This window comes from Archangium sp. Cb G35, assembly GCF_001896145.1.
GTDB classification, from domain to species: domain Bacteria; phylum Myxococcota; class Myxococcia; order Myxococcales; family Myxococcaceae; genus Archangium; species Archangium violaceum.
In genome coordinates this window covers 1,209,357-1,235,307 of record NZ_MPOI01000001.1, presented here as the reverse complement: position 1 = coordinate 1,235,307, position 25,951 = coordinate 1,209,357, and the positions used below count along the sequence as shown (strand labels likewise).

Here is a 25,951-nt window from a genome sequence, read left to right as displayed (position 1 = left end):
CTCGCTGTCTCCTTGAAGGAAGCAGAAACCCCGGATTTTCCTCGGGTTTCGCTCGGCAGGAAGCCCAACGCTCGATGGACAAGAACAAGATCATCGAAGCCGCCGCCAAGCTCGTTGCGAAGGGCGCCTACGACAAGGCCATCAAGGAGTACCAGAAGGTCCTGGAAGTAGACCCCAAGGATGGCCGCGTCCTCCAGAAGATGGGGGAGCTGTACCAGAAGAAGAACGACAACGTTCAGGCGGCCCACTACTTCACCAAGGTCGCCGAGGGCTACTCCACCGACGGCTTCTTCCTCAAGGCCGTTGCCCTCTACAAGCAGGTTCTCAAGCTCAACCCCAACCTGCTGGACGTCAATCTCAAGCTGGCGGAGCTCCATCAGCAGCTCGGACTGATGTCCGAGGCCATGGCGTATTTCCAGATCGTCGCCAACCACTACGACAAGGCCGGCGACGTCAAGAACTCCCTGGATACGCTCAAGAAGATGGTGGATCTCGACCCCGAGAACGTGGCGTCGAAGATCAAGCTGGCCGAGCTGTACGCGCGCGAGAACATGCCGCGCGAGGCCACCCAGGAGTTCAAGAAGGCCGCCGAGTACCTCAAGCGCAACAACCGGATGGATGACTGGTTCCGCGTCGCGGAGCGCCTGTCCACCCTGGATCCGGACAACGTGGCGCTGGCCAAGGACCTGGCCCAGCAGTACCTGTCGCGCGGAGACCAGAAGCGCGCCCTGGCCCGGCTCCAGGTGTGCTTCAAGGCGGACGGACGCGACGTCGAGACGCTCAACATGCTGGCCCAGGCCTTCCACGGGCTCGGCCAGACGGCCAAGACGATCTCCGTCTACAAGGAGCTTGCCAAGGTCTACCAGGAGCGCGGCCGCCACCAGGACGCCCGCAACATCTGGAATCAGGTCGCCGAGCTGGATCCGGCTGATCCGGACTACGAGGCGTACAAGGCGGAGAGCGCCAGTGCCGCTCCGGCCCCCGCGCCCGCCGCTCCAGCGCCCGCGCCGGCGCCCCAGCCGGCTCCCGCCAAGGCCCAGGCGGCTCCAGCCCCCGCGCCTCAGCCGGCTCCCGCCCCCGCTCCAGCCCCCGCGCCCGCCCAGGCGGCTGCTCCGGCCCCCGCGCCCGCCGCTCCGGCCCCGCCCGGCAAGGAGCAGTTCTCCAAGCTGCTGACGGAGACAGAGGTCTACGTCAAATACGGCCTGCACGACAAAGCGCTCGAACACCTGCGGAAGATCTTCGCGGTGGATCCGGAGAACCTCGACGCGCACGAGAAGGCCTTCCACATCTACGTCGCCTCCGGCAACACGGCCCAGGCCGGTGAGCAGCTGCTGAACGTGCTGCGCCTGTGCACGCGCCGCGCGGACGTGCAGCGCGCCCAGCCGTACCTGGCCATCATCCTCGAGCAGAACCCCGGCCACCCCGAGGTGCCCGCCTTCCTGTCCGTGCTGCAGTCGGATGAGACGGCGCCCGTCGAGGCCGCGCAGGTGGAGTCCGTGGGCGAGGACGCCATCCTCGTGGACTCCAGCGACGAGGAGATCGTCGTCGCCGACGCGCCCCCGGATGCCCTGGAGCACCCGCCGGGCGACGAGCTGGCCCTGGTCTCCGTGAGCAGCGGGGACGAGGAGGAGGGGCAGATCCTCTCCGGCGAGTTCGGCATTCCGGCGGACGCCGACGAGGGCGTGGTGCTCGCGGACGAGCCCGGCGCGGTGGTGTCCGGCGATGAGCCCCTCTTCGGCGCCGGCGACGAGCCCGAGGAGGCGACGACCGTCTTCATGGAGCCGGCCGGTGAGGAGGACGACGCCCTGGTCGCCCCCGTCGCCCTCGAGGACGAGCCGCTGGTGGCGGATGAGCCCCTGGCGCTCGGCGACGACGAGCCGCAGCCCACGCAGGTGGCCGCGCCCTCGGCCCACCTGCTCGAGAACTCCTTCGAGGACGACGGTTTCTCCGAGGCAGAGCCCACGCGCGTGGCCATGCTGCCGACGGAGCTGGACGAGCCGACCTCCTCTGGCTCTCCCGCGCTGGCGCTCGAGGACGAGGGCACTCCGGTGGATACGCCGGCGCTCGTCGGCTCCTACGAGTTCGAGGATCCCGAGCCCGAGCTCGTCCCCGCGCCCGTGGTGGCCGCGCCCAAGGCTCCGGCCGCCGCGCCCAAGGCCCCGGCCGCCGCTCCGCCCGTCAAGGCGCAGCCCCAGCCCGCCGCGCCCGCCAAGGCTCCAGCTCCGGTTGCCGCTCCGCCCGCCAAGGCACAGCCCCAGCCCGCCGCGAAGGCTCCTGCCGCCGCGCCCGCCAAGGCCCAGCCCGCGCCCAAGCCGCAGCCCGTCGTCGCCCAGGTCGAGGAGCCCGCCGAGGAGCCCGCCGCCGAGGAGTGCGACGAGGCCAGCTTCTTCCTGGATCAGGGCCTCTACGAGGAGGCTCGGGAGATCCTCGAGACGGTGCAGATCGCCTTCCCGGGCCATGCGCGCGCGGAAGAGCTCATGGCCCGGCTCGAGGCGCTCGAGTCCGGTGGGACTCCAGCCGCCGAGGAGCCCGAGGAGAACACCGAGTCCATCGCCGTGCCCGCCGTGCCCGCCCTGGGCGAGTCCCCCGCCGAGCGCGACGCGTTCGATCTGGCGGCGGAACTGGCCGGCGAGTTCGGGGACCTGGGTGGAGATCAGCCCGCGGCGCCCGCCGTCGAGGAGGACTTCCAGTACTCGGTGGAGGAGGTCTTCGCCGAGTTCAAGAAGGGCCTCGCCAAGGTGGTCAAGCCCGAGGACGTGGACACCCACTACGACCTGGGCATCGCCTACCGCGAGATGGGCCTCATCGACGACGCCCTCAACGAGTTCGCCGTGGCCCGCGAGGGCTGCGTGGGCAAGAAGCGTGAGGTGGATTGCCTCACGATGATCGGCCTGCTGCAGGCCCAGAAGGGCGATGCCGGAGCGGCGGTGGGCACCTTCAAACAGGCGCTCGCCAGCGAGCACGCCACCGGCGAGGTCGCCAAGGCCATCGGCTTCGAACTGGGCCTGTCCTACGAGGCCATCAACGAGCAGGGCAAGGCCCTCTACCACTACCAGCGCGTGGCCGCGATCGACCCGAACTTCCGGGAGGTCTCCAGCAACGTGCAGCGGCTGGCCGCCACCACCTCTCCCGTGCCGGATCCACTGCCCCCCAGCGGTGGGAAGGCGCCCAACGCTCCTCCCCCGGGTGCCATGCCCGCGGCCGCCGGAGCCGCCAGGCCGCGTAAGGTAGGCTACGTCTAGCGCTGTCCGAGGTTCGCCGAGCCCATGTCCACCTACCTCGACTATTTCGAGCTCAACCAGGAGCCCTTCTCCAACGCTCCGGTGAGCCGCTTCTATTACAACTCGGCCCAGCACTCCCAGGCGCTGACCCGGCTCATGCACTCGGTCAGCTACATGAAGGGTCTGTCGATCCTCATCGGCGACATCGGGGCCGGCAAGACGACGCTGGCGCGCCGCATGCTCGACTCGCTCCCCGAGTCCGAGTACGAGGCCGCGCTGCTCGTCATCATCCACTCGGGCATCACCGCCAACTGGCTGCTGCGCCGCATCGCCCTGCAGCTGGGCGTGGAGAACCCCGCCCAGGAGAAGCTGGCCCTCCTGTCCCAGCTCTACCAGCGCCTGCTGCAAATCTACGAGTCCGGCAAGAAGGCCGTCGTCCTCATCGACGAGGCCCAGATGCTGGAGACGCGCGAGCTCATGGAGGAGTTCCGGGGGTTGCTCAACCTGGAGGTCCCCGAGCGCAAGCTCATCTCCTTCGTCTTCTTCGGACTCCCGGAGATCGAGAAGAACCTCAAGCTGGACCCGCCGCTCGCACAGCGCGTGTCGCTCCGCTACAAGCTGGAGCCCTTCACCGCCGAGTCCACCGAGGCCTACATCAAGCACCGCCTCCGGCTCGCCAGCTGCCCGCGCATGCCGTTCACCAACGAGGCCCTGGTCGCCGTGCACCAGCGCTCGGGCGGCACCCCCCGCGTCATCAACAGCATCTGTGACAACGCGCTCTTCGAGGCCTTCCTGGCCCGCGAGCAGACCATCACCGACAAGCTCATCCACCGGATCGCCGACAACCTGGGACTCCAGGGCTCGACTCTGCCGGAAGGGCAACAGAAGCCCGCCGCCGCCGTGGGAGCGAGCAGTCGGGCAGGCGGCACCTCGAAGATCGATCTCGCGGAGATCGACCGTTACCTCGAGGGGTTGGGTAAGCTGTAGCTGTTTTGGCTCCCCGGAACAGGCAGCAGGGCGCGCGCAGGCCGCCGCTGTGGTTCATCGTCCTCACGCTCGTGCTGGGGACGGTGCTGCTTCTCCGTACGCGCACCGCGTGGGACCAGTTGTGCACGCAGGCCCGGCGCCAGTTGCCCACGCTGCTGGGGACGGAAGTGGGCATCGGCCAGTGCGAGGTGGATCCGCTCGGCCAGCGCCTCATCCTCCGCGGGCTGTCCGTCTTCGAGAAGGGCGCGGACACGCCACTGTTCGCCGCGGACTCCGCCGAGGTGCAGCTCGGCCTGCCCAATCCGTTCTCCGGTCAGCTCGCCATCGATCTGGTGAAGGTGCACCGGCCGCGCGTGGCGCTGGACCTGTCCCGCCCCAGGCCGCCGCCGGGTGAGCCCGGCGTGTGCCCGCTCAAGCCGCTGCGGAGGTTGCGGCTGGGGCGCGTGGCCATCACCAGCGCGGAGGTGCGGCTGACGCTGCCCGGCGGCCGGCTGGTGGAGCTGTCCGAGCTGGACGTCGGCCTGCGCGAGCGCTGGGGCGAGGAGGAGTTCGAGGTGGAGGCCCGGCGCGGCCTGGTGCACCTGGGTCCGGGACAGGAGCTCACCCTCGGACGGCTGGCGCTCTCGGGCGCGCTGGACGTGGACGAGGAGTTGCTGGAGTTGGACCGCGCCGAGGTGTCGCTGGACGACATGACGGTGAACATCTCCGGCCGCGTGGAGCAGCTGTGCGAGCCCGTGCTCGCGCTGGATGCCCAGGTGTTCCTGCCGCTGCGCACGCTGTCCCGGGCGGGCCTGCTGCCCAAGCCCGCTCAGGGCCATCTCTGGACGCGTCTCACGGCCAACGGCCGCCCGGCGGCGCCCAGCGTGTCCGTGGAGCTGTCGGGCAGTGGCATCTCCTATGCGCAGTACACCCCGGGCTCGTTCACCGCGCGGCTGGCGTACGCCGGTGAGCTGGTCACCGTGGAGGAGTTGCTCGTCCCCATCGGTCCGGCAGGCAACGCTCGCATCACCGGGACGCTCGCGCTCCGTCCGGGGTTTCCCGTCGAGGTGGACCTGGAGACGCATGAGGCGCAGTTCGGCCGCATCCTCGAGAAGGCCGGCCTGACGGGCTCCTGGGTGGACTTCCCGGCCAACGCCAAAGCCCACCTGTCCGGCACGCTGACGCCCAGACCCAATCTGTCCGGCGACCTGGATCTGCGCCACGGCCGCTTCATCCTCGCCTCGCGTGCCTTCGATGCGCCCGTGGACTCCGGACGCACCCTCCTCACCTACGCGGGCGGTCACGTGCGCTCGCAGGTGTCGCTCCTGCCGGACCGCGTCACCTTCTCCGGTATCGAGATCAACTCGGGCCGCTCGCGCATCGGCGGCGACGTGACGCTCTTCTTCGACACGCAGAAGGGCCTGCTCGTCAAAGCGCACGGCGACGCGGACCTCTCCGACTTCGGTCACATCGCCCAGCTGCCGTGGGCGGGACATGGCTCGGTGAGCACCACCGTCGAGGGTCCGTACTCACAGGTGAAGATCGGCGCGACCCTGTCCCTGCGCGACTTCATGTTCTGGGACTTCGACCTGGGCGTGGTGCAGGGGAAGATCACCTACGCGGACAAGGTGATGGGCTTTCCCACCATCTCCGGCCAGAAGGGGCGCACCCAGTACTTCGGCAAGGCGGAGCTCACCTTCGGGCGCTCGCTGCACACGCGGGCCGAGGTGCAGGTGCCTCGCGGCCGCACCGAGGACCTGATCGACATCATCGCCCCGTTGCACTCCACCATCTCCGTCATGCAGGGGCCCATGCAGGGCGAGGTCTCGGGCCGGGTGGAGATCGACAGCCCGATGGATCAGTTCTCCGGACTGGTGGCCCTCGACTTCAAGGACACCACCTACTACGGGCGGCACATGGGCAATGGCTCGGCCCGGCTGCGCTTCGACAATGGCGAGGCCATGGTGCTCGAGCGCACGGTGCTGGAGGGCCGGCTGGGCCGCACCTGGGTGGATGGGAGCTTCTTCTTCTCCGGGCCCAACAAGGGCGTGCTGGACTACCGCTTCGGCGGCGACAACCTGTCCCTGGCGGAGCTCGCCGGACAGGAGACCGCCGATCGCATGGGCCTGCGCGCCACGCTGGCCCTGGAAGGCACCGTCTCCGGCAACACGGACGTGCCGGTGACGACGGCCCACGTGTCCGGCCCGCAGGTCATCTTCGGCGGCCGCAACCTGGGCAACATGGGCTTCGAGGCCCGCATGGAAGGGCGGGAGCTGCAGCTCGCCGGCCGTCCCTCCCGCGACACCTCCGGCATCCTGTGGATGCGCGTGAAGGAGCCCTATCCCTTCGAGGCGGCGGTGACGCTGGAGCTGCCCGAAATCCGTCCGCTGCTGCCCGCCAACGCCTTCACCCAGGGCCTGTCCGGCTCCATCAAGGGCGTGGTGCGGGCCCAGGGCACGATGAAGAACGCCCAGGCCATCCAGATGGATGCCACCGTGGAGCGGCTCACCCTGGCCCGCGGCGCCTTCTCCGGTGCCAACGAGGGCCCCATCTCCCTGCGCTACGCCAACGGGCGGCTCGACGTGCCCTCCTTCACCTTCCGCGGGCCGGACACCGAGCTGTCCGCGGCGGGGTGGGTCAGCCCCGACCAGATGGACGTCTACCTGCGCGGCGGCATGAACCTGGGCCTGCTCGAGTCCGTCTCGCCCATGCTGGTGCGCACCGCTGGCCGCGTGGAGCTCAACGCCGTGGCCAATGGCAACCCGCGCTCACCCAAGGTGGCGGGCTCGGCCCTCATCTCCGACGCCAAGCTGTCCCTGCGCGACCAGCCGCTGGCGGTGCGGGACGTGAAGGGCCGCGTGGCCTTCACCGGGCAGCGCATCCTCCTGGAGTCCCTGGAGGGCTTCCTCAACGAGGGCCGCATGCTGGGCAACGGCGAGGTCACCCTCGTCGACTTCCGCCCCTCGGAGTTGATGATGAACGTGGCCCTCACCGACGTGGCCACGCGCTTCCACGAGGACCTGCCCTTCACCACCAGCGGCCGGCTGTGGCTCACCGGCACCCCGGACGCGATGCGCCTCGGCGGCGTCATGGACATCCGCAACCTGCGCTACCGCCGTGGCCTGGAGCTGGATGACATCCTCAAGCGGCTCTCCCGGCGCAGCGTGCTCACCGCCTCCCCCGCGGAGAAGCCCCGCGAGTACCTCACCTTCGACGTGGGCCTGCTCCTCACCGACGTGTGGTTGGACAACAACCTCGCCCGTGCACGGCTGCTCGGCTCGCTCAAGCTCACCGGCACCAACGCGCGCCCCGGCATCCTCGGCCGCGTGGAGACCTCCGAGGGCAGCCAGGCCTTCTTCCGCAACAACCAGTTCAACATCGACCGTGGGGAGATCGACTTCCAGGACCGCTACAGCATCGACCCCATGTTCGACCTGCGCGCCCAGGCCCAGGTGCGCGAGTACCAGGTGAGGCTCCATGCCTTCGGCCGCCCGGCCTCTCCCCAGGTGCTCCTCACCTCGGAGCCGAGCCTCACCGAAGGCGATGTGTTGTCGCTCCTCACGCTGGGTCTCACCAGCACCGACAAGGAGACGGCCGCCTCGGCCAGCGCGGGTCTGGCCGCCGAGGCCTTCTTCAACATCTCCGGCCTGGACCGGCAGGTGCAACGCTTCCTGCCCAGCAACCCCGTCCTCCGGGGCCTGTCCCTGCAAATCTCCACCACCTACAACGACGCCACCCAGCAGGCCGAGCCAACTGCCCGCTTGGAGTCGAAGTTCCTCACGGAGCAGCTTAAGATTGGCTTGACGCAGCCCGTCAGTGGGCGTGGAACTCGCGCTCGCGCCGAGTACCTTTTCGACAATCGCTTCTCCCTCCGGGGCCAGTGGGACAACGAGAACAGCGAGACAGCCTTCGGCAACCCTGGGGTCGAGCTCAAGTTGAGCTGGGAGTCCCAGTAACGCTCGTGCTCTGCCTGCTGCTGGCCGGCGGCGCGATGGCGCAGCCGGCGAAGGCCGTGGAGCCAGCGAAAGCCGCCGGGGCGCAGGCCACCGAGACGGCGCCGATCCCCGTGCGTCCGGAGCCGGTGATTCCGGCCGGTCCCACGGTGGTGGCGGTGGAACTGCACCTGCCCGCGGAGGAGGAGCCGGCGGGGCTGGTGGAGCTGGTGGCGGTACGCAAGGGGCAGGCGCTGTCGGCCCGCGCGGTGCGCCGCTCGGTGGAGCGGCTGTGGGCCAGCGGGCGCTTCTCCGACATCGTCGTGCGCACGGAGGACGTGCCCGAGGGCGTGCGCGTGGTCTTCGAGCTCTCCTCCATGGCGCGCATCCGCCGCATCGACGTGGAGGGCAACGTCGTCCTCGGTGACGCGGCGCTCCTGACGGCGCTGAAGGCGGAAGGCCTCGAGCAGGACAAGCTGCTCGACGAGGACGTGCTGAGGTCTGCCTTGAATGGCATGAAGCGCGCGTACGAGCGCCAGGGCTACAACGACGCGCGCATCCAGCTCACGCGCGAGGCCGTGGCCGGAGGCGTGGCGCTCGCCTTCACCGTCTTCGAGGGCAGCCCCACGCGGGTGGCGGCCGTCTCGGTGACGGGCAGCCCCGGCCTGCCGTTGCCCGAACTGCTCGCCACGCTGGGCCTGCGCGTGGGCGGCGTGTTGGACCGCGGTGGCCTGGAGTCCGGACTGGAGCGGCTGCGGACGCTGCTGCGCTCGCGCGGCTACTGGCGCGCCACGGTGGGCCCGCCCAAGCAGCGGAAGTCGGACGACGCGGCGACGGTGGTGGTGCCCGTCTCCGCCGGGCCGCGCTTCACCTTCCACTTCCACGGCAACCACCGCTTCCCGGACACCGTGCTGGCGCGGATGCTTTCCTATGACGGCACGGAGCCGCTGGACGCCCAGACGGTGGAGCGGCTGGCGCGGCGGCTGGAGTCCTTCTACCGCTACCGCGGCTTCAACGACGTGCACGTGGAGACGCGCGAGGTGCACCGGCCGGATGGCGAGGCGGCGGTGCTCGCCTTCGACATCGAGGAGGGCCATCCGCTGCGCGTGCGGCGCGTCATCTTCCGGGGCAACAAGGTCATCCCCAACGAGGAGCTGCGCGAGATGCTCACCGAGCACGTGCGCTCCAACGAGCCCCAGCCGGCCACCCTGCCACTGCTGTCGGACGCGGTGGAGATGGGCCCGGGCAAGCGCCGCATGGGGCCTCCCGAGTGGGTGCATGAGCCGGCCACCGTCTTCGTCGAGGATGCGTGGAGGAAGGCGGCGGAGGTGATGACGGAGGCCTACCGCGAGCGCGGCTTCCTGGAGGCCCGGGTGCGCTTCACCCGCCTGCGCGTGGAGGTGGGCCGGCGCACGGCGGTGGGCTGGTTCGACGTGTTCGAGGGCCCGCAGGTGCGCGTGGCCGACATCCGCATCGAGGGCGGGCCCCAGGGCTTCGACGGCCGGAGCCTGGTGCCCATCAAGGTGGGCGAGCCCATGAGCAACGACGCGGTGGAGCGCGGGCAGCAGGCGCTCGTCACCGAGTTGGGGCGCAAGGGCTACCTCTTCGCCCGCGCGGAGACGGCGCCGAACCTCGCGGCCAAGGGCGTGAGCCTCCTCTACCGCCTGGAGCCGGGTCCCCAGGTGACGGTGGGCCGCCTCCTCGTGCGCGGGACGTCCCGCACCAACGAGGAGGTGGTGCGCGCCACCGTGCGCCTCAAGGAGGACGAGGTGCTCAGCCCGGACAAGCTCTTCGAGAGCCAGCGCCGGCTCACGCTCCTCAACATCTTCCGGCAGGCCACGGTGCGGCTGGAGAAGCCGGACGTGCCCGAGGCCAGCAAGGACGTGGTGGTGGAGGTGCGCGAGCGTCCGCGCTGGGAGGGCGAGGTCGCCGGCGGCTACTTCCTGGCGGAAGGCCCTCGTCTGGGACTGGACGTGTCGCGCTCCAACGTGGATGGGCGCGGGCTCAACCTGTCGGGCCGGTTGAAGCTCAACTACATCGGGTGGAGCGCGCAGGGCTGGGAGAAGGCCTCGATCGCCCGCGCCCGCTGCACGGCGGTGCCCGAGGAGTGCAAGGCGCCCGAGCCCTATGCCTGGGTGAGTGACTTCGGTGGCCGCGTCGTGTTGTCCGCCGCCCAGCCCCGGCTCTACGGCCTGCTGCCCCTGGAAGTGGGTGCCCGTTTCGATCTCATCGGCGAGCGCGTGCACCGGCCCTCGTACCTGTCCACCCGAGCCGCCGCCGTGGCGGGCCTGGACTGGTCGGCGACGCGCTGGCTGAGCTTCGCGTTGCAGTACGAGCTGGAAGGCAACCTGCTGGAGCGCGGAGAACGGCAGCTCACCGCGCCGAGCCGCGCCGACCAGGAGCGCCTGCGCTTCCCCACCGGCTTCTTCATCCTGAACTCGCTGCGCGCTTCCGGCGCGGTGGACCTGCGGGATGATCCGGCCAATCCGCGCAGGGGCCTGGTGGTGTCCACCAGCGCCGAGCTGATGCGGGACATCCGCTCGCTGCCGACGAACGCCAGCGGCGAGGCCACGGATCCTCAGCCCATCAACGGCGTGAAGCTGACGGGGACCGTGAGCGGCTACGTGCCCCTGCCGTCCCGGGCGGTATTCGCCCTGTCCCTGCGCGGGGGCACCATCGTTCCCCTGGTGGATGACTCCTGGGTCATCGGCTCCAAGCGCTTCTACCTGGGTGGCTCCTCCAGTCTGCGGGGCTTCCGCGAGGATGGCATCCTCGGCGAGGACCGGCGCACGGAGCTGCGGCGGCAACTGGCCGACTGCCGCTCGCTGGTGCACCCGGCGGGTTGCTCCACGGAATTGCTGACCATCCTCGCCGGTCAGCCGCCCACCAGCGAAGGTGGGCAGGTGTTCACCCTCGCCAAGGGCGAGCTGCGCATTCCCGTGGGCTCCTCCTTCGACGTGGGCCTCTTCGTGGAAGCGGGCAACCTCTGGGAAGACCTGAAGAAGTACCAGTTCTCCGCCTTGCGCTACTCGACGGGCATCGGTGCCCGCTACCAGACGCCGGTGGGCCCGCTGTCCTTCGACGTGGGCGTCAACCTGGACCCGGATGAGACGCTCAACGAGCCGCTCATGCAGTTCCACTTCAGCATCGGCACCTTCTGAGCCCCCGTCTGGAGGGGCCGAGGGCTCACTGGCCGCGTCTCGAGACGAGCGCGAGGAGCACGAGCACCAGCACGCCCGCGAGCGTCGCCTGGAGCCCCGAGGAGAAGCCCGGATCCGTGAAGGAGAACTCCACCTGGTGCGAGCCCTCCGGCACCTCGAGGCCCATGAGCGCGCCGTTGACGATGCGCATGGGCACCTCGCTGCCATCCACCGCCGCCGTCCAGCCCGGGTAGGCGTTGGCCGCGAAGACGACGAAGGTGCCTCCCGCCGGGGCCACCACCCGCGCCCGGGCGCTCCGGGAACCGAGCTCCACGTTTCCCACCTCGGCGGGCCCGTAGGTGCTCGACGTGCCTCCTTCCACGAGCGCCTCCTGGCGTGTGTCGACCTTCCCGGAGCCCAGGCGCGCGAGGGCCTCCTCCAGGCTGGCCACCGCCGTGGTCCGCGGCACCGTCCGCAGGCGCTGGGGGCACTCGGAGCGCTTCGTCACCGCGAGCCCCAGGGAGGGCTCGGTCAGCAGCACCTGCTCGCCCGGGCCCACGGACTGAGCCGCCTGGGCCGATGTCAGCAGCAGACAGCCCGCGTAGAGCTCCGCCACCATCTGCGGCCTTCGTGCGAGCACCCCCATCAGTCCCGTCCAGCGCCGCAGGTTCACCGCGCTGTAGCTGGTGACCTCCTCCAGCCCGAAGACGCCGGAGAGGTTGCTCTTGAGCGTCTGGTGTTCCCACTCGCGCAGGCGGATGAGCCCCTCGAGGTCACGGCTCGGGGGCGCCGAGGCCTTGAGCGCCCTGTCCATGCGGAACACCCGCGTCGGCGGTGAGCCCGCGAGCTCCCGGAGCCGCGCCGCGAGCGCTGGCTCCTGGTAGAGGGAGGCCGGCCCGAGCCACACCGTCTTGCGCGCCGTCCAGAGCAGATCCACCGCCACCAGAGCGAGCGCGCCCATGGCCACGGCGCGGCTTCCGGGCTTCCGGAGCGCCATCGCCGCGAGCCCCAGCATCAGGGCCGTGAAGCACAACACGGTGCCCACCGAGCGCGCCGCGTTCTCCAAGGGGCCGCTCGGCTCGGCGCGGGTGCTGGCCGCCTGGAGGATGGAGGCGAAGAGCTCCCGGGCCGTGTCCGTCGCGGCCCCGGTGAAGAGGAGGGCCACCGCCATGAGACCGGCGGCCACGCCCAGGGGAATCAACCGCTTTCGCGAGGGCCCGGTGACGAGCGCCCGCGCGCCGGACGCGGCGAGCACCGCGCACCCGAGCACCACCAGGACGACGTACTTCTCCGGGTAGCGGAAGAACCGGAACGGGGGCTGCTCGAGCAGGAAGGACACCGGGGAGCGTTCACCCAGGGCCAGCAGCAGGCCCAGCGCGCACAGGCTGAGCGCGAAGCCGGTGAGCCGGTCCTTCCTCGCGCCCAGCACGGCGAGCACGAGCACCGTGGCTCCGAGGTAGATGCTGAGGGCGAAGGGAATCGAGCCGGGTCCCTTCACCATGAACCAGGCCCAGAACTGCGGCACGCCCAGGTACTCGCCGAATGGGTAGGGGAAGAGGAACTCGAGCATCCGCACCGGGTGCAGGTTCCAGCTCGCGAGGTAGCCGACCTCGGAGCCGCCGCGGGTGGACTCGGCGAGCAGCTCGAGGGCGGGGAACACCTGCACACCGGCGAGCAGCAGCCCGAGCGCGCCGGCACCCGCGAGCGCCACCAGCCGCTCCTTGCGGTCCGGGAACCACGCCACGTACGTCGCGGCGACGAGCGCCGAGTAGAGCGCGGATTGGGGATCTCCCGACACGAGCTGCGCGGCGATGAGGAGCGAGAGGACGGCCAGCCTGCGCAGGGGAAGGAGCTGGGCCTGGAGGACGACGAGCAGCCAGGGCGTCCAGGTCCAACCCGAGACGAGCGGTCCGAAGTTGCCCAGTCCCGCCATGTAGCCGGTGAGCCCGAGGGCGAGCGTGCCCGTGAGGGCGGCCGGTTCCTCGAAACCCTTGCGCCGCAGGAAGACGAAGAGCCCGAGCTGGCCCAGGAAGTGGTGGAGGACCAGGAGGAGCGCGTAGGCGGTGGGGAAGGAGAAGACGGCGAAGAGGAGGTTGGGCGGGTAGAAGACGCCGGCGTGGATGTCCGCGAGGAAGGGGATGCCACCCTGGTGGAAGGGATTCCAGTGCGGCAGCCCCCCGAGCGCGAAACGCGTGGCCTGGGTGGGCCAGTAGTAGTGCATCACGTCGCGGTAGAAGAACGCGCGGCCGGGCAGCAGCCCCCCTCCGTAGAGGGCGAGGGACGCCAGCAGCAGCAGTCCAGGCGCGGCGAAGCGGTTCAGCGGCCGGAGGGCGGGGGAGGCCATGAGCGCCCCGGGTATATCACCAGGGAAGCGGGGCTCAGGCCGCGCGAGCGCCCGTCTTCGCGGAGTAGGCTTGGCGTGCACGGCCACAGGCGCTGCTCGCTCATCTCGAAGCGCTGGCGCAGCTCTCCCGTCCCTCGGAGCAGGCCCCATCCGCCCTACGCTTTTCCATGTCCAACTGGCACTCCGCGTAGTAGTTATATTCACAGACTGATGAAATTCACCCGCGCACAATTGGATGAGTGGTTGCAGCGCGATCCGGAGCAGTTCGTCGAGCGCGTCCTGGAGCGCGTGCGCGAACAGCATCCCACCTTGCGCTCCACTGATGACATGCTGCGCGACTCCATCCGTGCTGGAGTCAAGCGGGCGCGCGTCAACGGGCTTCGCTCGGATCGCCAAGTCAGTGAATTCATCCTGATCATGTTCGAGGTCGCGCCCAACTTCGATCAGCAGAAGGACATCCGGCAAATGCTGGATGACACCAGCCTGCCGGTGGAAGAGCGTTGGGAGCGGCTCTTCACCCCGGCTTTCGATGCGGCCTGGGATGAAGCCGATCAGCCCGGCTTTCTCGATGCGGGGGCCTGGTTCGAAACACCGCCCAAGGACCTGTCGGAAGTGGGCCTCCCGTCCTTGGAGGAATGGGCTGAAGTGGTCGTGCTCTCGCGCATCGCGCAGCAGACTCCTCCTGGACAGCCCCTGCGGTCCCCAACGCTGCAAGAGCTCTACGAGGCGGCTGTGGAAATCGAACAGCGGGTCAAGGCCAACAAGAAGTGACACCGGCGAAACGAATCCATGGCCACGGAACTCAATCAGGTCAACAAACAATACGATTCCGAAATCGCCAAGGCGCAACAGCAGCTCCAATCCCTGGTCAAGAGCAAGGAATGGGAGACTGCCAAGGCGGCGGTTGATGCCGCGGGAATCGTCGATCCCACCCCGATTTCCGACGGCATTGGCACCATCATGAGCCTGGCGGAAGGAGACTTCATCGGCGCGGGGCTCTCCGCCATTTCCCTGATCCCCTACCTGGGCGATGCCGTGGGCAAGACTGCAAAGGGGGCGCGTGCGCTCAAGCGGCTCAAGGAACTGGCTGACGCCACGGCCAAGGTGACGAAGCGGCTGGACCAGCTCAGTGACAAGCTGGCGCGACGCCGCGAGGCCGCCCGGCGTGTGCGGGAAGCCAAGCGCGAATCGGTGGGCTCCGTCGAGGAATGTGCCGCGAAGGGCAAGTGGGGCGATGATGTCCAGCTGCCGACGACGGGCTCATGGAAGCCACCGAACTCCAAGGGGCATGGCACCTGGACCTCGGAGGATGGCAAGTACACGGTCGAGTACGAGAAGGGCTATCCGGACTTCACCAGGGCCACGGGTCCGGCCGGCACGCCCATCGTCAAGGGCAAGGTCGAGATCGAAATGGACATGGGGGGAAAAACCTCGAAAGACTTCTCCGAAGCGGACAAGGCCATGCGAGATGTGCACGGCAAGGACTGGAAACGTTCCCCGGGTTATACGTGGCACCACAGTGAAAATGGGACCTCGATGGTGTTGGTCCGCAAGGATGTCCATGACAAGTCCATCACGAGAGGTGGCAGCGGCGCTGCTCACTCTGGCGGTGCGAGCATCGCCAAGTCTCCGGAGTTCTGAATGAAGCCCTGGGAGAAGATGAAGTTCGAGTCCGTGGCCACGCGGCCCGGCCAGCCATCGCGAATCCAGCAGTTCGAGCAGCTCTGCGGGAGCCGCCTGCCCGGCGATCATCACCACTTCCTGCTGGACGTGAATGGTGGAAGGCCCGTCCACCCGACAGCACCCAATCCGGACGAGTACCCCGTGGTCGCGGTGGATTGGCAGGGCCGTCCGCCCCAAGGCGCTCTGGATGAAGTGATTGTGGACTACCTGTTCAACGCCGAGGACTGGGCGGGCATCTACGAAGAGGAACGGAGTGAAGGCCTGACGTTGTCGGGCGCCTACCGGGAATTCGTCCAGGAGGAGCCACGCATTGCACGCGGGTTCATTCCGATGGGGTCCGATCCGGGAGGCAGCCTGTTCCTGCTCGACGTGAGCGGAAAGCAGCCGGGGTCCGTCTGGTTCTGGGCCCGCGATTGGTTCGACGCCGGCCAACTGGAGAAGGATCCCTTCCATAACCTCGGGTACATCGCGCCGGCCTTCTCCGAGTTCATTTCGAAGATCCGATTCAAGACCATCGACTGAGTCCTCGCGGACGACGATGAGCCATGTGTCCTGGTCACGCGCGTATTTCGAGCGGATCCGGCCTACGTTCCTGGAGTGCTGGGCCGAGGAACTGAGGGCGCTGGCCGTTTCCCACGTTCATCTTCCCCTGACGCCCGCTGAGGCGAGAGCGCTCTCGGTGACTCCACCTCTCTGGCGGGAGCGGCTCGTCGCCTCGGACACGGAGGGCCTGCATTCGCTCGCCGCGAGACTCCAGACGGTGGTCGAGGGTGTCGAGCAGGGAGTGTTCGTGCGTCTCGGCTCGGGCAGCCCGAAGGACTCGGCGCTCTTCCGTGAGCATGGCGGGTGTGCCCGGACTCCGATGATGGCGTTGAAGTTCCTCCAGACCTCTCCTCGCACGCGGGCGCACCTGTCGCGCTTCCTGGAGTTGGGCCATCCCGTCCATCTCTTCGTGCGGCACTGGGTGCGAATCCCCCCGTGGCAGGAGTTTCGCTGTTTCATGCGCAATCGCCGGTTGGTGGGGATCTCCCAGCTCGCCCACCGGGGTGACACGCCCGGATACTCGCTTGCGCCCAGGGCGGAGGAAATCGCGCGGAACATTCAGGACTTCTTCGTTGGGGTGGCGCGAGCCAGTCATGTTGGCAGCGCGGTCTTCGACGTGTGGTGTGACACCGGAGCGGGTGATGGAGCGCCTGCGCGGGTCTGGCTTTTGGACGCCAACCCCTGGGGTCCGGCAAGTGATGCCTGCTTGTTCGATTGGCGCCAACCCGAAGGCTTCGATGGAAGCTTCCGCTACCTCAAATAGGGAGAGCCGCTCACGGGGGTATTGGCGTCCACGCACGCCCCGTGAGGAAGCCCCGGGCCGGGCGGGCCGGGGCTGTGCCCGGGAAACGAGCACCCGGTGTACACTGCGCGCGTGTTCTACAGCATCGTGCGTGCGGTGGTGGCCTTGGCGCTTCGGCTCTTCTACCGGGTGAAGGTGAATGCGCCCTCGGCCGAGCCCGAGGGCCCGGTCATGTTCGTGGGCAACCACCCCAATGGGCTCATCGATCCGGCGCTCGTCTTCATCCTCACGCGCCGGCACGTGACGTTCCTGGCCAAGGAGCCGCTCTTCCGCCTTCCCGTCATCGGCTGGCTGCTCAAGGGGCTCGGGGCGCTGCCGGTGTACCGCAAGCAGGATGACCCCTCGCAGATGGGCAAGAACGAGGGGACGCTGGACGCGGCGCGCGGGGCACTCGTGGCCGGCCGGGCCATCACCCTCTTCCCCGAGGGCAAGAGCCACTCGGAGCCCTCGCTGGCGGAGCTGAAGACGGGGGCGGCCCGCATCGCGCTCGGGGCGGCGAAGCAGGGCGCGCCGGTGCGCATCGTCCCGGTGGGCCTCACCTACGCGGACAAGAACCTGTTCCACAGCGAGGTGCTCATCGAGATGGGCACCCCCATCGAGGTGAGGGACTTCCTGCCGGCGGATGCGGCGGACGAGGGGGAATCGGTGCGCCGGCTCACGGAGCGCGTCGCCGAGGGGCTCCGCGCCGTGACGCTCAACCTGGACAAGTGGGAGGACCTGCCGCTCATCCAACTGGCCGAGCAGCTCTTCGCCTTCCGGAAGAAGGAGGCGCGGGACCCCGATCGGCTGCGCAACTGGGCGCGGGGCCTGCAACTCTTCCGCTCCGAGCAGCCCGAACGCTTCGAGCGGGTGCGGGCCGAGATGGTGTCCTTCCTGCGCCGGCTGGAACTGGTGCGGGCAGACCCCACGGACCTGGCGCTGGAGTACCGCACGGGCCCGGTGACGCGTTTCGTGGTGAAGAACCTGCTGATGCTGATGTTCGGCCTGCCGCTGTTCGCCCTGGGGCTGGGGCTCTTCTACGTGCCGTACCTGCTGCCGAGGTGGGCCAGCCGCAAGGCCGAGCTGGACGTCCAGGCGACGGTGAAGTTCCTCGTGGCGCTGGTGGTGGCGCTGGCGTGGTGGGGGGCGCTGACGGTGGGGGCGTGGCTGTGGCTCGGGGCGCCGCTGGGGCTGACGGTGCTGCTGGGCGTGCCGCCGCTGGCGCTCTTCACGCTGTACTTCTCCGACCGCTGGCTGGTGTTGCTCCATGACGTGGCCGTGTTCTTCACGCTGGGCAGCCGGGGGAAGCTCAAGGCGCGGCTGCTTACCGAGGGCGAGCGTCTGGCGGCAGAGGTGGAGAAACTGGCCGGGGAGTACCAGCCGCGACTGGACCAGGGCGGAGCGCACTTAGCTGTGGTAGCAGAGCAGTGAGCTTCCGTGCTCGACCATGCAACCGGTTGACGACAGGTGGCCTGAATCCATTCAGGCGCTCTATGCGCAGGTGACGGGGGCCACCCCCGACGCCGTGCTGTCGTCGCGTCCTCAGTGGTCGGAGCAGCTCGCCGAGTGGGTGCGGAGCGCCACCCTGGACGAGCGCGAGATGGCGCAGACGGCGGCCTGGTCCCGGCTGGACTCCGGCGAGCGCTCTCCGGGCGAGCTGTTGTTCCTGCTGGCCCACGGCGGCGAGCTGCTGTGGCCCTACACGGCGCCCCCGAGGGAGTTGCTCCACCGGCTCATTTCCCGGCGGGAGCAGCTCGTCCTGGCGCTGAATGCTCAAGGCCAGGCCGAGGCCGTGGGGCCGCTCATGGAGCAGGTGGGCGCCGAGGTCTCCAAGGTGCTGACGCGCTACCTCAAGCGCCACCCCGAGGCGTTGACGGAGCTGGTGAGTGGCGTGCGCTGCACGTTCGACGGCCGGGTGCTGCGCTTCCACGACACGGTGGAGCTGGACCTGAAGTTCCTGCTGGGCTCGGAGAAGCGGGTCATCGGGCGGTTGGATCAGCTCCGGGCGTTGCTGCCGCACCTGCGCGAGGGCCGGGACAAGCTGGTGGCCTTCATCCGGGAGCGGGCGGCGCGGATTCCCTGGCGCGAGTGCCGGGACGTGCTGGAGGAGAAGCTCTTCCAGATGGTGGCGTTGCCCGAGGGCCGGAGCGAGCTGCGCGGCTTCCTGGGGAGCTACGCGAGCGGGAAGGGCGAGGCGCGCTGGTGCACGCGGGCGAGCCTGCTGCTGACCAGGAACCTCGAAGAGGGAGGCGCGTTGGCGGTCATCGAGAACCTGAGTGAGCTGCTGGTGTACTTCGAGGCGCCGGTGGAGGGCCTGCGAGGCGCCCTGCAGGCGCTGGTGGCCAGCATCCACGAGGACAAGGAGCTCGAGCGGCACCGGGTGGTGGCGGACAAGTGCTGGGAGCACCTGAAGCCGAAGGCCGAGCCGGGGCTGGCGCTGGTGTTGCTGTGGCTGGAGGAGCGCATCTTCCGGGTGGGGCTGCGGCAGGGCTCGGAGGATGCCTTCGAGCGGAGGAACCAGGCACGGGAGCGGGTGCGCGAGCTGCCGGTGGCGGAGGCGCTGTACTGGCTGGCGGAGGAGTGCGCGGACCTGTGGCCGCGGGTGGAGTCGGAGCGGCGGCCCGGAGCGGACGAGCTGGCGGCGTGGAGGCAGGAGGTGACGCGGCGGTTCGCGAAGAAGCCGGTGCTGCGCAAGGCGGCCATCGAGTTCTTCCTGTGGTGTGCGCCGGACGCGGCGGCCTCGGAGGCCGAGCTGGTGACGCTGTCGCTGGTGAAGACGGGCACGGACCGGCGGCAGTTGCGCCGGCTGGGTGAGCACCCGTCCACGCGCGTGCGCTTCCGCGTGCGGGCCATCAACGCGTGGCTGACCCACGGGGCGGAGTCCGCGCCCGAGCCGGCGACACCCGCGACGCTGACGGGGGCGCTGCGCCACTTGAGGGCCGCTGGGGCGATGACGCTCGGCGGGGGCCGGACGTGGCTGAAGGACCGGGACCTGGAGGAGTTGCTGCTGGGCGCGTTCAGCCGCGTGGAGCGGGACTTCTCGGCGCGCTACCCTGAGCACTTCCGCGAGGACGAAGCTCGGCTGGTGACGCGGCTGCTCGAGGACCTGCGGCACGAGTTCGAGAGCATCCGCTCGGACCTGTCGATTCTCCTCTCGCAGGGGCAGCCGGTGCCGCTGGAGCTGGACCTCCAGTACCGGAGGGCGAGGGAGCCGGTGGAGGGGGAGCCGGCGCCGGAGAGCGCGAGGCCCGCGGGAGTGGAGCTGGCGTTCGTGCTGAAGGTGGAGGTGGACTCCTTCCTGACGACGAAGCGCGCGGTGCTGGTGCTGGCGAGGAAGCTGGAGCACCGGGGCGAGTGGGCGCCGAACCTGCGGCTCGGGCGCGAGCAGGTGGACGGGCTGCTGGGGCAGACGGAGGCCTCGTTCTGCCTGTTCCTGGTGCCGCCCTCGCTGCGCGCCGAGTGCTGGATGGTGCCGGCGCGGCTGGTGCGAGGGCTGATGGATGCGCAGGGCTCGCTCTCGACGGTGTCACGCGAGGGAGCGCAGCGGGTGGCGCGCTCGTTGGCGCAGTGGATGACCTACGACTTGCTGGGCCTGTGGACGGGCGACGACCGGCCCGCGGTGCTGGCGCGGACCGAGCCGGGCGCGGAGCGGGCCCCGGACTTCATCGTGGAGATCTCCGTCCGCAAGCGCGGGCAGTGAGGGGCCGCGTCACGGCTCGGACGGGAGGAGCCCTTCGAGGAGGACGCGGCGGCCGCGAAACAGCTCGAGCTGGAGCGGAAAGCGCGCCTGGAAGTCCTTCAGTTCCACACGGACCCGTGCATCGTCACGCGGCGCGGACTCGATGACGGTGCGCACCACCTCGGCGCGGGACTGCATCGCCGCATCGCTCCAGACCTCGCGGACCACCGTGTTCAGCCGGGCGAGGAAGCGGGCATTCAGGACAGGGTGTTCCCGCACCCGCTGCGCCAGACGGGAGCGGGGCACCTGGAACGGGTCGAGGTCCGGCCGATCCATCAGCTGGTCCATCCCGTGTGGCAGGAAGACGAAACGCCCATCCCGTGGCCGGTGGTAGACGTAATAGTTGTTGAGGTTGAGCGTGTATCCATCCCAGTGCGCCAGCGCCACCTCCAGCGCGTAGCTGGTGAGCCACGCATCCACGTCGAGCACGGCCTCCAGTTGCTGCTCCAGCGTGTCGTCCGGAGCCGTCTCGACGATGGCGGCCAGCGCCCGCAGGTCGTCGCGGGTGCGTCCTTCCTCCTGTTCGTCCTTGAGGTCCAACAGGGCGGGGCTCCCCAGGGGAGCGGCGAAGTCCACGCAGCAGGGTCCCTCGTAGAGGTTGCCGTCGCCATTGCCGAACATCCCGCGCAGGGCGCGTGAGTCGTAGGCCTCGCGTACCACGTAGAAGCCGTAGATCTTCCCGTTGAGCACCACCAGCGCATGCGCGGTGCGTGGAGCGGCGAGCCCCGCCTGGCGGTGGAACTCGTACGCGAGGTGCTCGTTGAGCAGGCCGCGGTCCTGACTGGCGTTGTTCAGCAGCAGCTTGTCCAGCCCCTGGTAGCGCTGGCCCTTGACGAACTCATCGAATTTCAGGCTCCAACCGGGCTTGCCCGACAGGGTGGACCCCGAGCCCCAGTTGCCCTTCTGGCGGATGCCCGCGTTGGGTATCGACACCCCGTTGAGGGTGATGTCACAGGGGATGCGCTGTTCGTGATCGTACTCCAGGGCCTCGAGGTGCTCGGGCGACACCTGGATGGAGACGTAGTGGAGGAAGCGGGTGTCGAAGGCGTGCCAGTCGTGAGGGAGCTCCCGGGGAGGAAATGGCGCGGTCTCATCCCGCACGTGCTCTGGAACCCGTGCGTTCGGCGGAGTCTCTTGTACCCGGGTACAGGCCCCGAGCACCGAGAGCAGCACCACTCCCGCCCACCAACCTCTGGCCCGTTTCGGACACATGGCCCTGGAGGAGTAGGCATGGGCACGGGCTCGCACCAGGGACCCCCAGGGCTCGTCGAGATGTACGCGGGTGGATAGGCCGGTGGGCCATGGGCTGCCCGGTCCTCCCCGGCGCTGCTAGAGGCTTCACTGCCGCACATGAAGGGGGGATTCCATGAGGAAGGAAGACAGACGCCGGATCTTCGTCGACTTCACGCTGGTGGATTACCGGACGCGGGTGACCGGCATTCCACGCGTCGCTTATGCGTACCTCGAGGAGGGCTACGCGCTCGGCGATGCATATGGGTTCGAGGTCGTCCCCGTGTACATCCAGGACGGAGAGCTCATCGATGCCCGTCCCTTCCTCGTCGGGAGCAACCTCCGGCGCTTCCGCCGTCAACCGGGCCTCCGGAGCCTGCATCAGCTCCTCCGGTCGTGGCTCTACTTCGTGCTGCACGTGCTGCGGCTCGGAGCCGTGTCGTGCGTGGTGCCCTTCTTGCGGCTCGCGAGTCTGCTGCTCTCGTTCGAGTTCTTCGACCTCTGGAAGAACGTGCTCCACAAGGGTTTTCGCGCCGGCTACTTCTCCCTCAAGCGGCGCGTCAACGGCTTCCTCGGGAAGCGTGTGGAGTTCCAGCCGGGGGAGGTCCTCTTCATGCCCGCGTACTGGCATGACACCCGGCCGGGCCTCTACATGCGGCTGCGGAGCAGGGGGCTCGTCCTGTGCCCGCTGGTGCATGACATCCTGCCCATCACCCACCCGGAGTTCTACGAGTCGCCCTGGCGGGAGCAGTTCGATCGCTGGGTGTTCGAGGTGCTGAGCCACAGCGATCACATCTATTACATCTCGGAGTTCACCCGGGACTCGGTGGCCGCGGTCAACGCGAGCCGTTTCCACCGGCAGCTCCCAGGCGGCACGGTGCTGCATCATGGCCGCGACTTCGCGAGGAGTGAGCGGGTGCCCGCTGAGGTGACGTCACCAGCGGTCAGGGCCGTTCGCGAGGGGCCTCCGTACTTCCTGATGGTCGGCTCCATCGAGCCGAAGAAGCACCACCTGAAGGTGCTCGCGGAGTTCGAGTCGCTTTGGCGCCGCGGAGTCCAGGTGCAGCTCGTCATCGTGGGTGGCGGTGGGTGGAAGAACGGGGAGATCCACGAGGCACTGAGCGCCAACCCGTACCTGCACGGCTCGCTGCTCTGGCTGGAGGGTGTGGAGGATGGAGACCTCGCGCTGCTGTACCGGGACGCCGCGGGGCTGCTCCAGGCCTCGGAGGCCGAGGGCTTCGGCCTGCCGCTCATCGAGGCGCTCTCGCTGGGGACGCCGGTGCTCGCGAACGACATTCCCGTCTTCCGAGAGCTGGTGGCGGCACACGCGACGTTCTTCGACATCCACCGCGAAGGGGACCTGAGCGCGCAGGTGGAGCGGCTCATCCGCGAGGGCCGCCAGCCGGTGGTGGACTTCGCGTGGCCCACCTGGAGTGAGCAGGCGCGCGTGCTGTTCGAGGACCTGGCGGCGCGCTCGCGGGTGGCGGTTCCGGCGTCTGGGTGGAAGCGCCTGGCGGCCTGATACGAGGAATTCAGGTTCTGGCGTGTTGATCTTGTTTTGCGGATATCGTACAGATTCCTCGGATTGGGCCGGTTGATGCTCGGAGGAATGCCTTGAAGCCGCGGAAGACGATTCGTTCCATCACCTGTTCGCTGATGTCCGGGCTGCTGCTGGCCGCTTGCGGTGGCGTTCCCGAGGACGCGCTGGCTCCGGCCGGGGAGCAATTGGGTACGCAGCAGTCACCGCTGTGCGTCGGCCTGAGCGTTACCGGGCTGAACATCGCGGGTGTCAGCTCGTACGAGGGGATCGCGGCCGGCGCTGGAAGCTGGGAGGTGTCCACCGGCGCCAATGGGGTGCGGACGGAGTTCTGGGTGGATGGTTCCCTGCGGAGCGCCTCCGAGTATCTCGGAACCTCGGGTGGCTGGAACTTCAGCGCCGGGGGGATGGGGTGCGGAGGGCACAACCTGGAGGTGAAGGCGTTCCCCATGATCGTGGACAGCGGTGGCAACCGCACCACCTGCTTCGACAGTCCCCAGACGCTCACCGCGCCCTTCAGCCAGTACTGCCCCCCCACCACCACGCTCTCCTGCGTGCGGAGCACGAATTTCCTGGTCAAGTGCACGGGGAGCGTCAGCCAGGGCACCGGTACGCACACCCCCTACTGGCAGGAGTCCATCCTGGGCGAGGGATACGGTTGGTCCCAGGGTTCGCTCATCCAGTACTTCAGCTGCGAGGCGCGAAGCACTGACAACAAGGACTGGCCCCTCCAGTCGGTCACCTTCAACTTCAAGGTGCAGGACAGCAACGGGAACTGGTCGAACGTCAGCAGCAGGTCCTTCTCCTGCGTGGCCTACATCTGATGTCCCGTCCGAGGCTCGCCAGTTCCTGGCGGGCCTCACCCCCGCATCCGTCTGACCTATACTGCGCGAGGCGTGCTTTCGAGCCGCGGACGGGGGATCCATGGACATCGGCCAGTACCTGCGGAGGCTGGGATACGAGGGGACTCGGGCGCCCAAGCTGGAGACCCTGCGCGCGCTGCACCACCGGCACCTCGAGTCCGTTCCCTTCGAGAACCTCGATGTCCACAGCCGGCGCCCCATCGTGCTCGACGAGGCGGCCTTCTTCGACAAGGTCGTCCGGCGCAACCGCGGTGGGTTCTGCTACGAGCTGAACGGCCTGTTCGCCGCGCTCCTGCGGGCCCTGGGGTTCCAGGTGACGTACCTGTCCGGGCGGGTGTCACCGGACGGCATCCACCCCTCCGGCCCCGAGTTCGATCACCTCGTGCTGGAGGTCTCCCTGGACGGTTCCTCCTGGCTGGTGGACGTGGGCTTCGGTGAGGGCTTCGTCGAGCCGCCCCCGCTCGTTCCAGGGCCGTGGGACTCGGGAGGGCAGCGCTTCCACCTGGAGCGGCTCGGGGAGGACTGGTCGCTCTCACAGGATGTGCCGGGCGGCACGAGGAAGCTCCTCTACGTGTTCTCGTGCGTGCCGAGGCGGTTGGAGGAGTTCTCGGAGATGTGCCGGTACCACCAGACCTCGCCGGACTCGTTCTTCCTCAAGAACACGCTCTGCTCGCTCAAGACGCCCACGGGGCGGGTGACGCTGAGTGGCAACCGGCTCATCGTCACCGGCCAGGGCCAGCGCGTGGAGCGGCAGCTCGCAACGGCGGAGGACATCGAGCGGGCCCTGCTGGAGCACTTCGGAATCCCTTGCGGAGCCCTCGGCGGGGCCGCGGCTCCGTGAGGAAGGGAGCGCGGCTCAATCCTGGGCGCGCTCGTACTGGGGAGGCCATGGCACGGTGGCGTGGAGCTCGCGGGCCGCGTGCAGGGGCCAGTAGGGGTTGCGCAGCAGCTCCCGGGCGAGGATGACCACGTCCGCCTGTTCCGTGCGCAGGATGTGGTCGGCCTGGAATGCGGAGCGGATGAAGCCCACGGCGCCGGTGGCGATGCCGGCCTCCTTGCGGATGCGCTCGGCGAAGGGCGTCTGGTAGCCGGGCCCCGCGGAGATCTTCACCCCCGGCACCAGGGCTCCCGAGGAGCAGTCGATGAGGTCCACCCCGTCCTGCTTCAGCAGCTTCGCGAGCGCCACCGACTCGTCGAGGTTCCAGCCGCCCTCGGCCCAGTCCGTGGCGGAGATGCGCACGAAGAGGGGCAGCTCCTCGGGCCAGCGCTTGCGCACCGCTTGCACCACCTCGCGGGTGAGCCGCACGCGGTTCTCGAACGAGCCGCCATACCGGTCCGTGCGCTGGTTGGACAGCGGCGAGAGGAACTCGTGGAGCAGGTAGCCGTGCGCGGCGTGGATCTCCACATGGCGGAACCCCGCGGCCTTCGCGCGCTCGGTGGCATCGACGAAGGCCCGCACCACCCGTTGGATGCCCGCCTCATCGAGCGCCTCCGGCACCGTGTGCTCAGCGTCGAAGGGTACGGGGCTCGGCCCCACGGGCTTCCAGCCCTCCTTCTCACTGGGCGGAATGGGGGCACCGCCCTTCCAGGGCTGCGCCGTGGACGCCTTGCGCCCCGCGTGCGCGAGCTGGATGCCCGCCACCGAACCCTGCTCGTGGATGAAGCGCGTGATGCGCGCCAGCGGCGCGATGTGCTCGTCCTTCCAGATGCCCAGGTCCTGCGGCGAGATGCGCCCGATGGCCTCGACGGCGGTGGCCTCGAAGATGATCAACCCCGCGCCTCCGACGGCCCGGGTGCCCAGGTGGACGAAGTGCCAGTCGTTCGCGAAGCCGTCCTCGCTCGAGTACTGGCACATGGGCGAGACGACGATGCGATTCTTGAGGGTGAGCCCGCGCAGCGTCAGCGGGGTGAACAGCAGACTGCCCATGAGGCCTCCAGCATGCCGCCATCGGGCCGGGAGGACCCCGGCCCG

Annotated in this window: 16 protein-coding genes; 13 read left to right on the top strand and 3 right to left on the bottom strand. The window is 69.1% G+C overall.

Annotated features, from left to right (window positions below; translation table 11 throughout):
- Positions 1–74 precede the first annotated feature (74 nt).
- Genes BO221_RS05165 through BO221_RS05150 form a run of 4 tightly spaced genes read left to right on the top strand, consistent with a single transcriptional unit; the run spans position 75 to position 11,280 of the window.
- Positions 75–3,242, top strand: a complete 3,168-nt coding sequence (locus BO221_RS05165; protein ID WP_073559138.1) for a tetratricopeptide repeat protein — start codon at positions 75–77, stop codon at positions 3,240–3,242.
- A 24-nt stretch (positions 3,243–3,266) separates the two neighbouring features.
- Positions 3,267–4,208 (top strand): ExeA family protein, encoded by a 942-nt coding sequence (locus BO221_RS05160; protein WP_073559137.1) that lies wholly within the window; start codon positions 3,267–3,269, stop codon positions 4,206–4,208.
- Positions 4,209–4,213: 5 nt separating this feature from the next.
- A complete protein-coding gene (locus BO221_RS05155; RefSeq protein ID WP_073559136.1) occupies positions 4,214–8,143 on the top strand; it encodes a translocation/assembly module TamB domain-containing protein in 3,930 nt (1,309 codons plus the stop codon).
- Positions 8,144–8,148: 5 nt separating this feature from the next.
- Complete coding sequence (locus tag BO221_RS05150; protein WP_233165674.1) at positions 8,149–11,280, top strand: POTRA domain-containing protein; 3,132 nt, start codon at positions 8,149–8,151, stop codon at positions 11,278–11,280.
- 25 nt (positions 11,281–11,305) lie between these two features.
- On the opposite strand, the gene BO221_RS05145 is transcribed toward BO221_RS05150, so the two are convergent.
- Positions 11,306–13,603: a YfhO family protein gene (locus BO221_RS05145; protein WP_073559135.1), complete on the bottom strand. Its 2,298-nt coding sequence runs from the start codon at positions 13,601–13,603 to the stop codon at positions 11,306–11,308.
- Between the two features lie 210 nt (positions 13,604–13,813).
- On the opposite strand from BO221_RS05145, the gene BO221_RS05140 reads away from it, so the two are divergent.
- The 6 genes from BO221_RS05140 to BO221_RS05115 all read left to right on the top strand — a co-directional run bounded on the left by BO221_RS05140 (position 13,814) and on the right by BO221_RS05115 (position 20,310).
- Positions 13,814–14,374 carry a hypothetical protein gene (locus BO221_RS05140; protein WP_143195261.1) on the top strand — a complete coding sequence of 187 codons (561 nt, stop codon included), beginning with the start codon at positions 13,814–13,816 and terminating at the stop codon, positions 14,372–14,374.
- An 18-nt stretch (positions 14,375–14,392) separates the two neighbouring features.
- Positions 14,393–15,244, top strand: coding sequence for an HNH endonuclease (locus BO221_RS05135; RefSeq protein WP_073559133.1), 852 nt, complete (start codon positions 14,393–14,395; stop codon positions 15,242–15,244).
- Positions 15,245–15,808: an SMI1/KNR4 family protein gene (locus tag BO221_RS05130; RefSeq protein WP_073559132.1), complete on the top strand. Its 564-nt coding sequence runs from the start codon at positions 15,245–15,247 to the stop codon at positions 15,806–15,808. It begins immediately after the preceding gene.
- A gap of 157 nt (positions 15,809–15,965) precedes the next feature.
- Positions 15,966–16,592, top strand: coding sequence for a hypothetical protein (locus tag BO221_RS05125; RefSeq protein ID WP_158079788.1), 627 nt, complete (start codon positions 15,966–15,968; stop codon positions 16,590–16,592).
- A 111-nt stretch (positions 16,593–16,703) separates the two neighbouring features.
- Positions 16,704–18,041, top strand: a complete 1,338-nt coding sequence (locus BO221_RS05120) for a lysophospholipid acyltransferase family protein (protein ID WP_073559481.1) — start codon at positions 16,704–16,706, stop codon at positions 18,039–18,041.
- Positions 18,042–18,057: 16 nt separating this feature from the next.
- Complete coding sequence (locus BO221_RS05115; RefSeq protein WP_073559130.1) at positions 18,058–20,310, top strand: hypothetical protein; 2,253 nt, start codon at positions 18,058–18,060, stop codon at positions 20,308–20,310.
- 9 nt (positions 20,311–20,319) lie between these two features.
- Here BO221_RS05115 and BO221_RS05110 read toward each other — a convergent pair whose 3' ends face one another.
- On the bottom strand, positions 20,320–21,450 hold the full coding sequence (locus BO221_RS05110) for a CotH kinase family protein (protein ID WP_073559129.1): 1,131 nt from the start codon (positions 21,448–21,450) through the stop codon (positions 20,320–20,322).
- Positions 21,451–21,715: 265 nt separating this feature from the next.
- Here BO221_RS05110 and BO221_RS05105 point away from each other — a divergent pair, with 265 nt between their 5' ends.
- The 3 genes from BO221_RS05105 (at position 21,716) to BO221_RS05095 (ending at position 24,820) form a co-directional block, all read left to right on the top strand.
- On the top strand, positions 21,716–23,101 hold the full coding sequence (locus BO221_RS05105) for a glycosyltransferase family 1 protein (RefSeq protein ID WP_073559128.1): 1,386 nt from the start codon (positions 21,716–21,718) through the stop codon (positions 23,099–23,101).
- 92 nt (positions 23,102–23,193) lie between these two features.
- Positions 23,194–23,940 carry a hypothetical protein gene (locus BO221_RS05100; RefSeq protein ID WP_083680745.1) on the top strand — a complete coding sequence of 249 codons (747 nt, stop codon included), beginning with the start codon at positions 23,194–23,196 and terminating at the stop codon, positions 23,938–23,940.
- A 100-nt stretch (positions 23,941–24,040) separates the two neighbouring features.
- Positions 24,041–24,820 (top strand): arylamine N-acetyltransferase, encoded by a 780-nt coding sequence (locus tag BO221_RS05095; protein ID WP_073559127.1) that lies wholly within the window; start codon positions 24,041–24,043, stop codon positions 24,818–24,820.
- Positions 24,821–24,835: 15 nt separating this feature from the next.
- Here BO221_RS05095 and namA read toward each other — a convergent pair whose 3' ends face one another.
- On the bottom strand, positions 24,836–25,906 hold the full coding sequence (gene namA / locus BO221_RS05090; RefSeq protein WP_073559126.1) for an NADPH dehydrogenase NamA: 1,071 nt from the start codon (positions 25,904–25,906) through the stop codon (positions 24,836–24,838).
- Between the last annotated feature and the right edge of the window lie 45 nt (positions 25,907–25,951).

Coding starts and splice junctions, on each gene's coding strand:
- BO221_RS05165 (WP_073559138.1), top strand. CDS start 75: ATGGACAAGAACAAGATCATCGAAGCCGCCGCCAAGCTCGTTGCGAAG.
- BO221_RS05160 (WP_073559137.1), top strand. CDS start 3,267: ATGTCCACCTACCTCGACTATTTCGAGCTCAACCAGGAGCCCTTCTCC.
- BO221_RS05145 (WP_073559135.1), bottom strand. CDS start 13,603: ATGGCCTCCCCCGCCCTCCGGCCGCTGAACCGCTTCGCCGCGCCTGGA.
- BO221_RS05140 (WP_143195261.1), top strand. CDS start 13,814: ATGAAATTCACCCGCGCACAATTGGATGAGTGGTTGCAGCGCGATCCG.
- BO221_RS05135 (WP_073559133.1), top strand. CDS start 14,393: ATGGCCACGGAACTCAATCAGGTCAACAAACAATACGATTCCGAAATC.
- BO221_RS05130 (WP_073559132.1), top strand. CDS start 15,245: ATGAAGCCCTGGGAGAAGATGAAGTTCGAGTCCGTGGCCACGCGGCCC.
- BO221_RS05115 (WP_073559130.1), top strand. CDS start 18,058: ATGCAACCGGTTGACGACAGGTGGCCTGAATCCATTCAGGCGCTCTAT.
- BO221_RS05105 (WP_073559128.1), top strand. CDS start 21,716: ATGAGGAAGGAAGACAGACGCCGGATCTTCGTCGACTTCACGCTGGTG.
- BO221_RS05095 (WP_073559127.1), top strand. CDS start 24,041: ATGGACATCGGCCAGTACCTGCGGAGGCTGGGATACGAGGGGACTCGG.
- namA (WP_073559126.1), bottom strand. CDS start 25,906: ATGGGCAGTCTGCTGTTCACCCCGCTGACGCTGCGCGGGCTCACCCTC.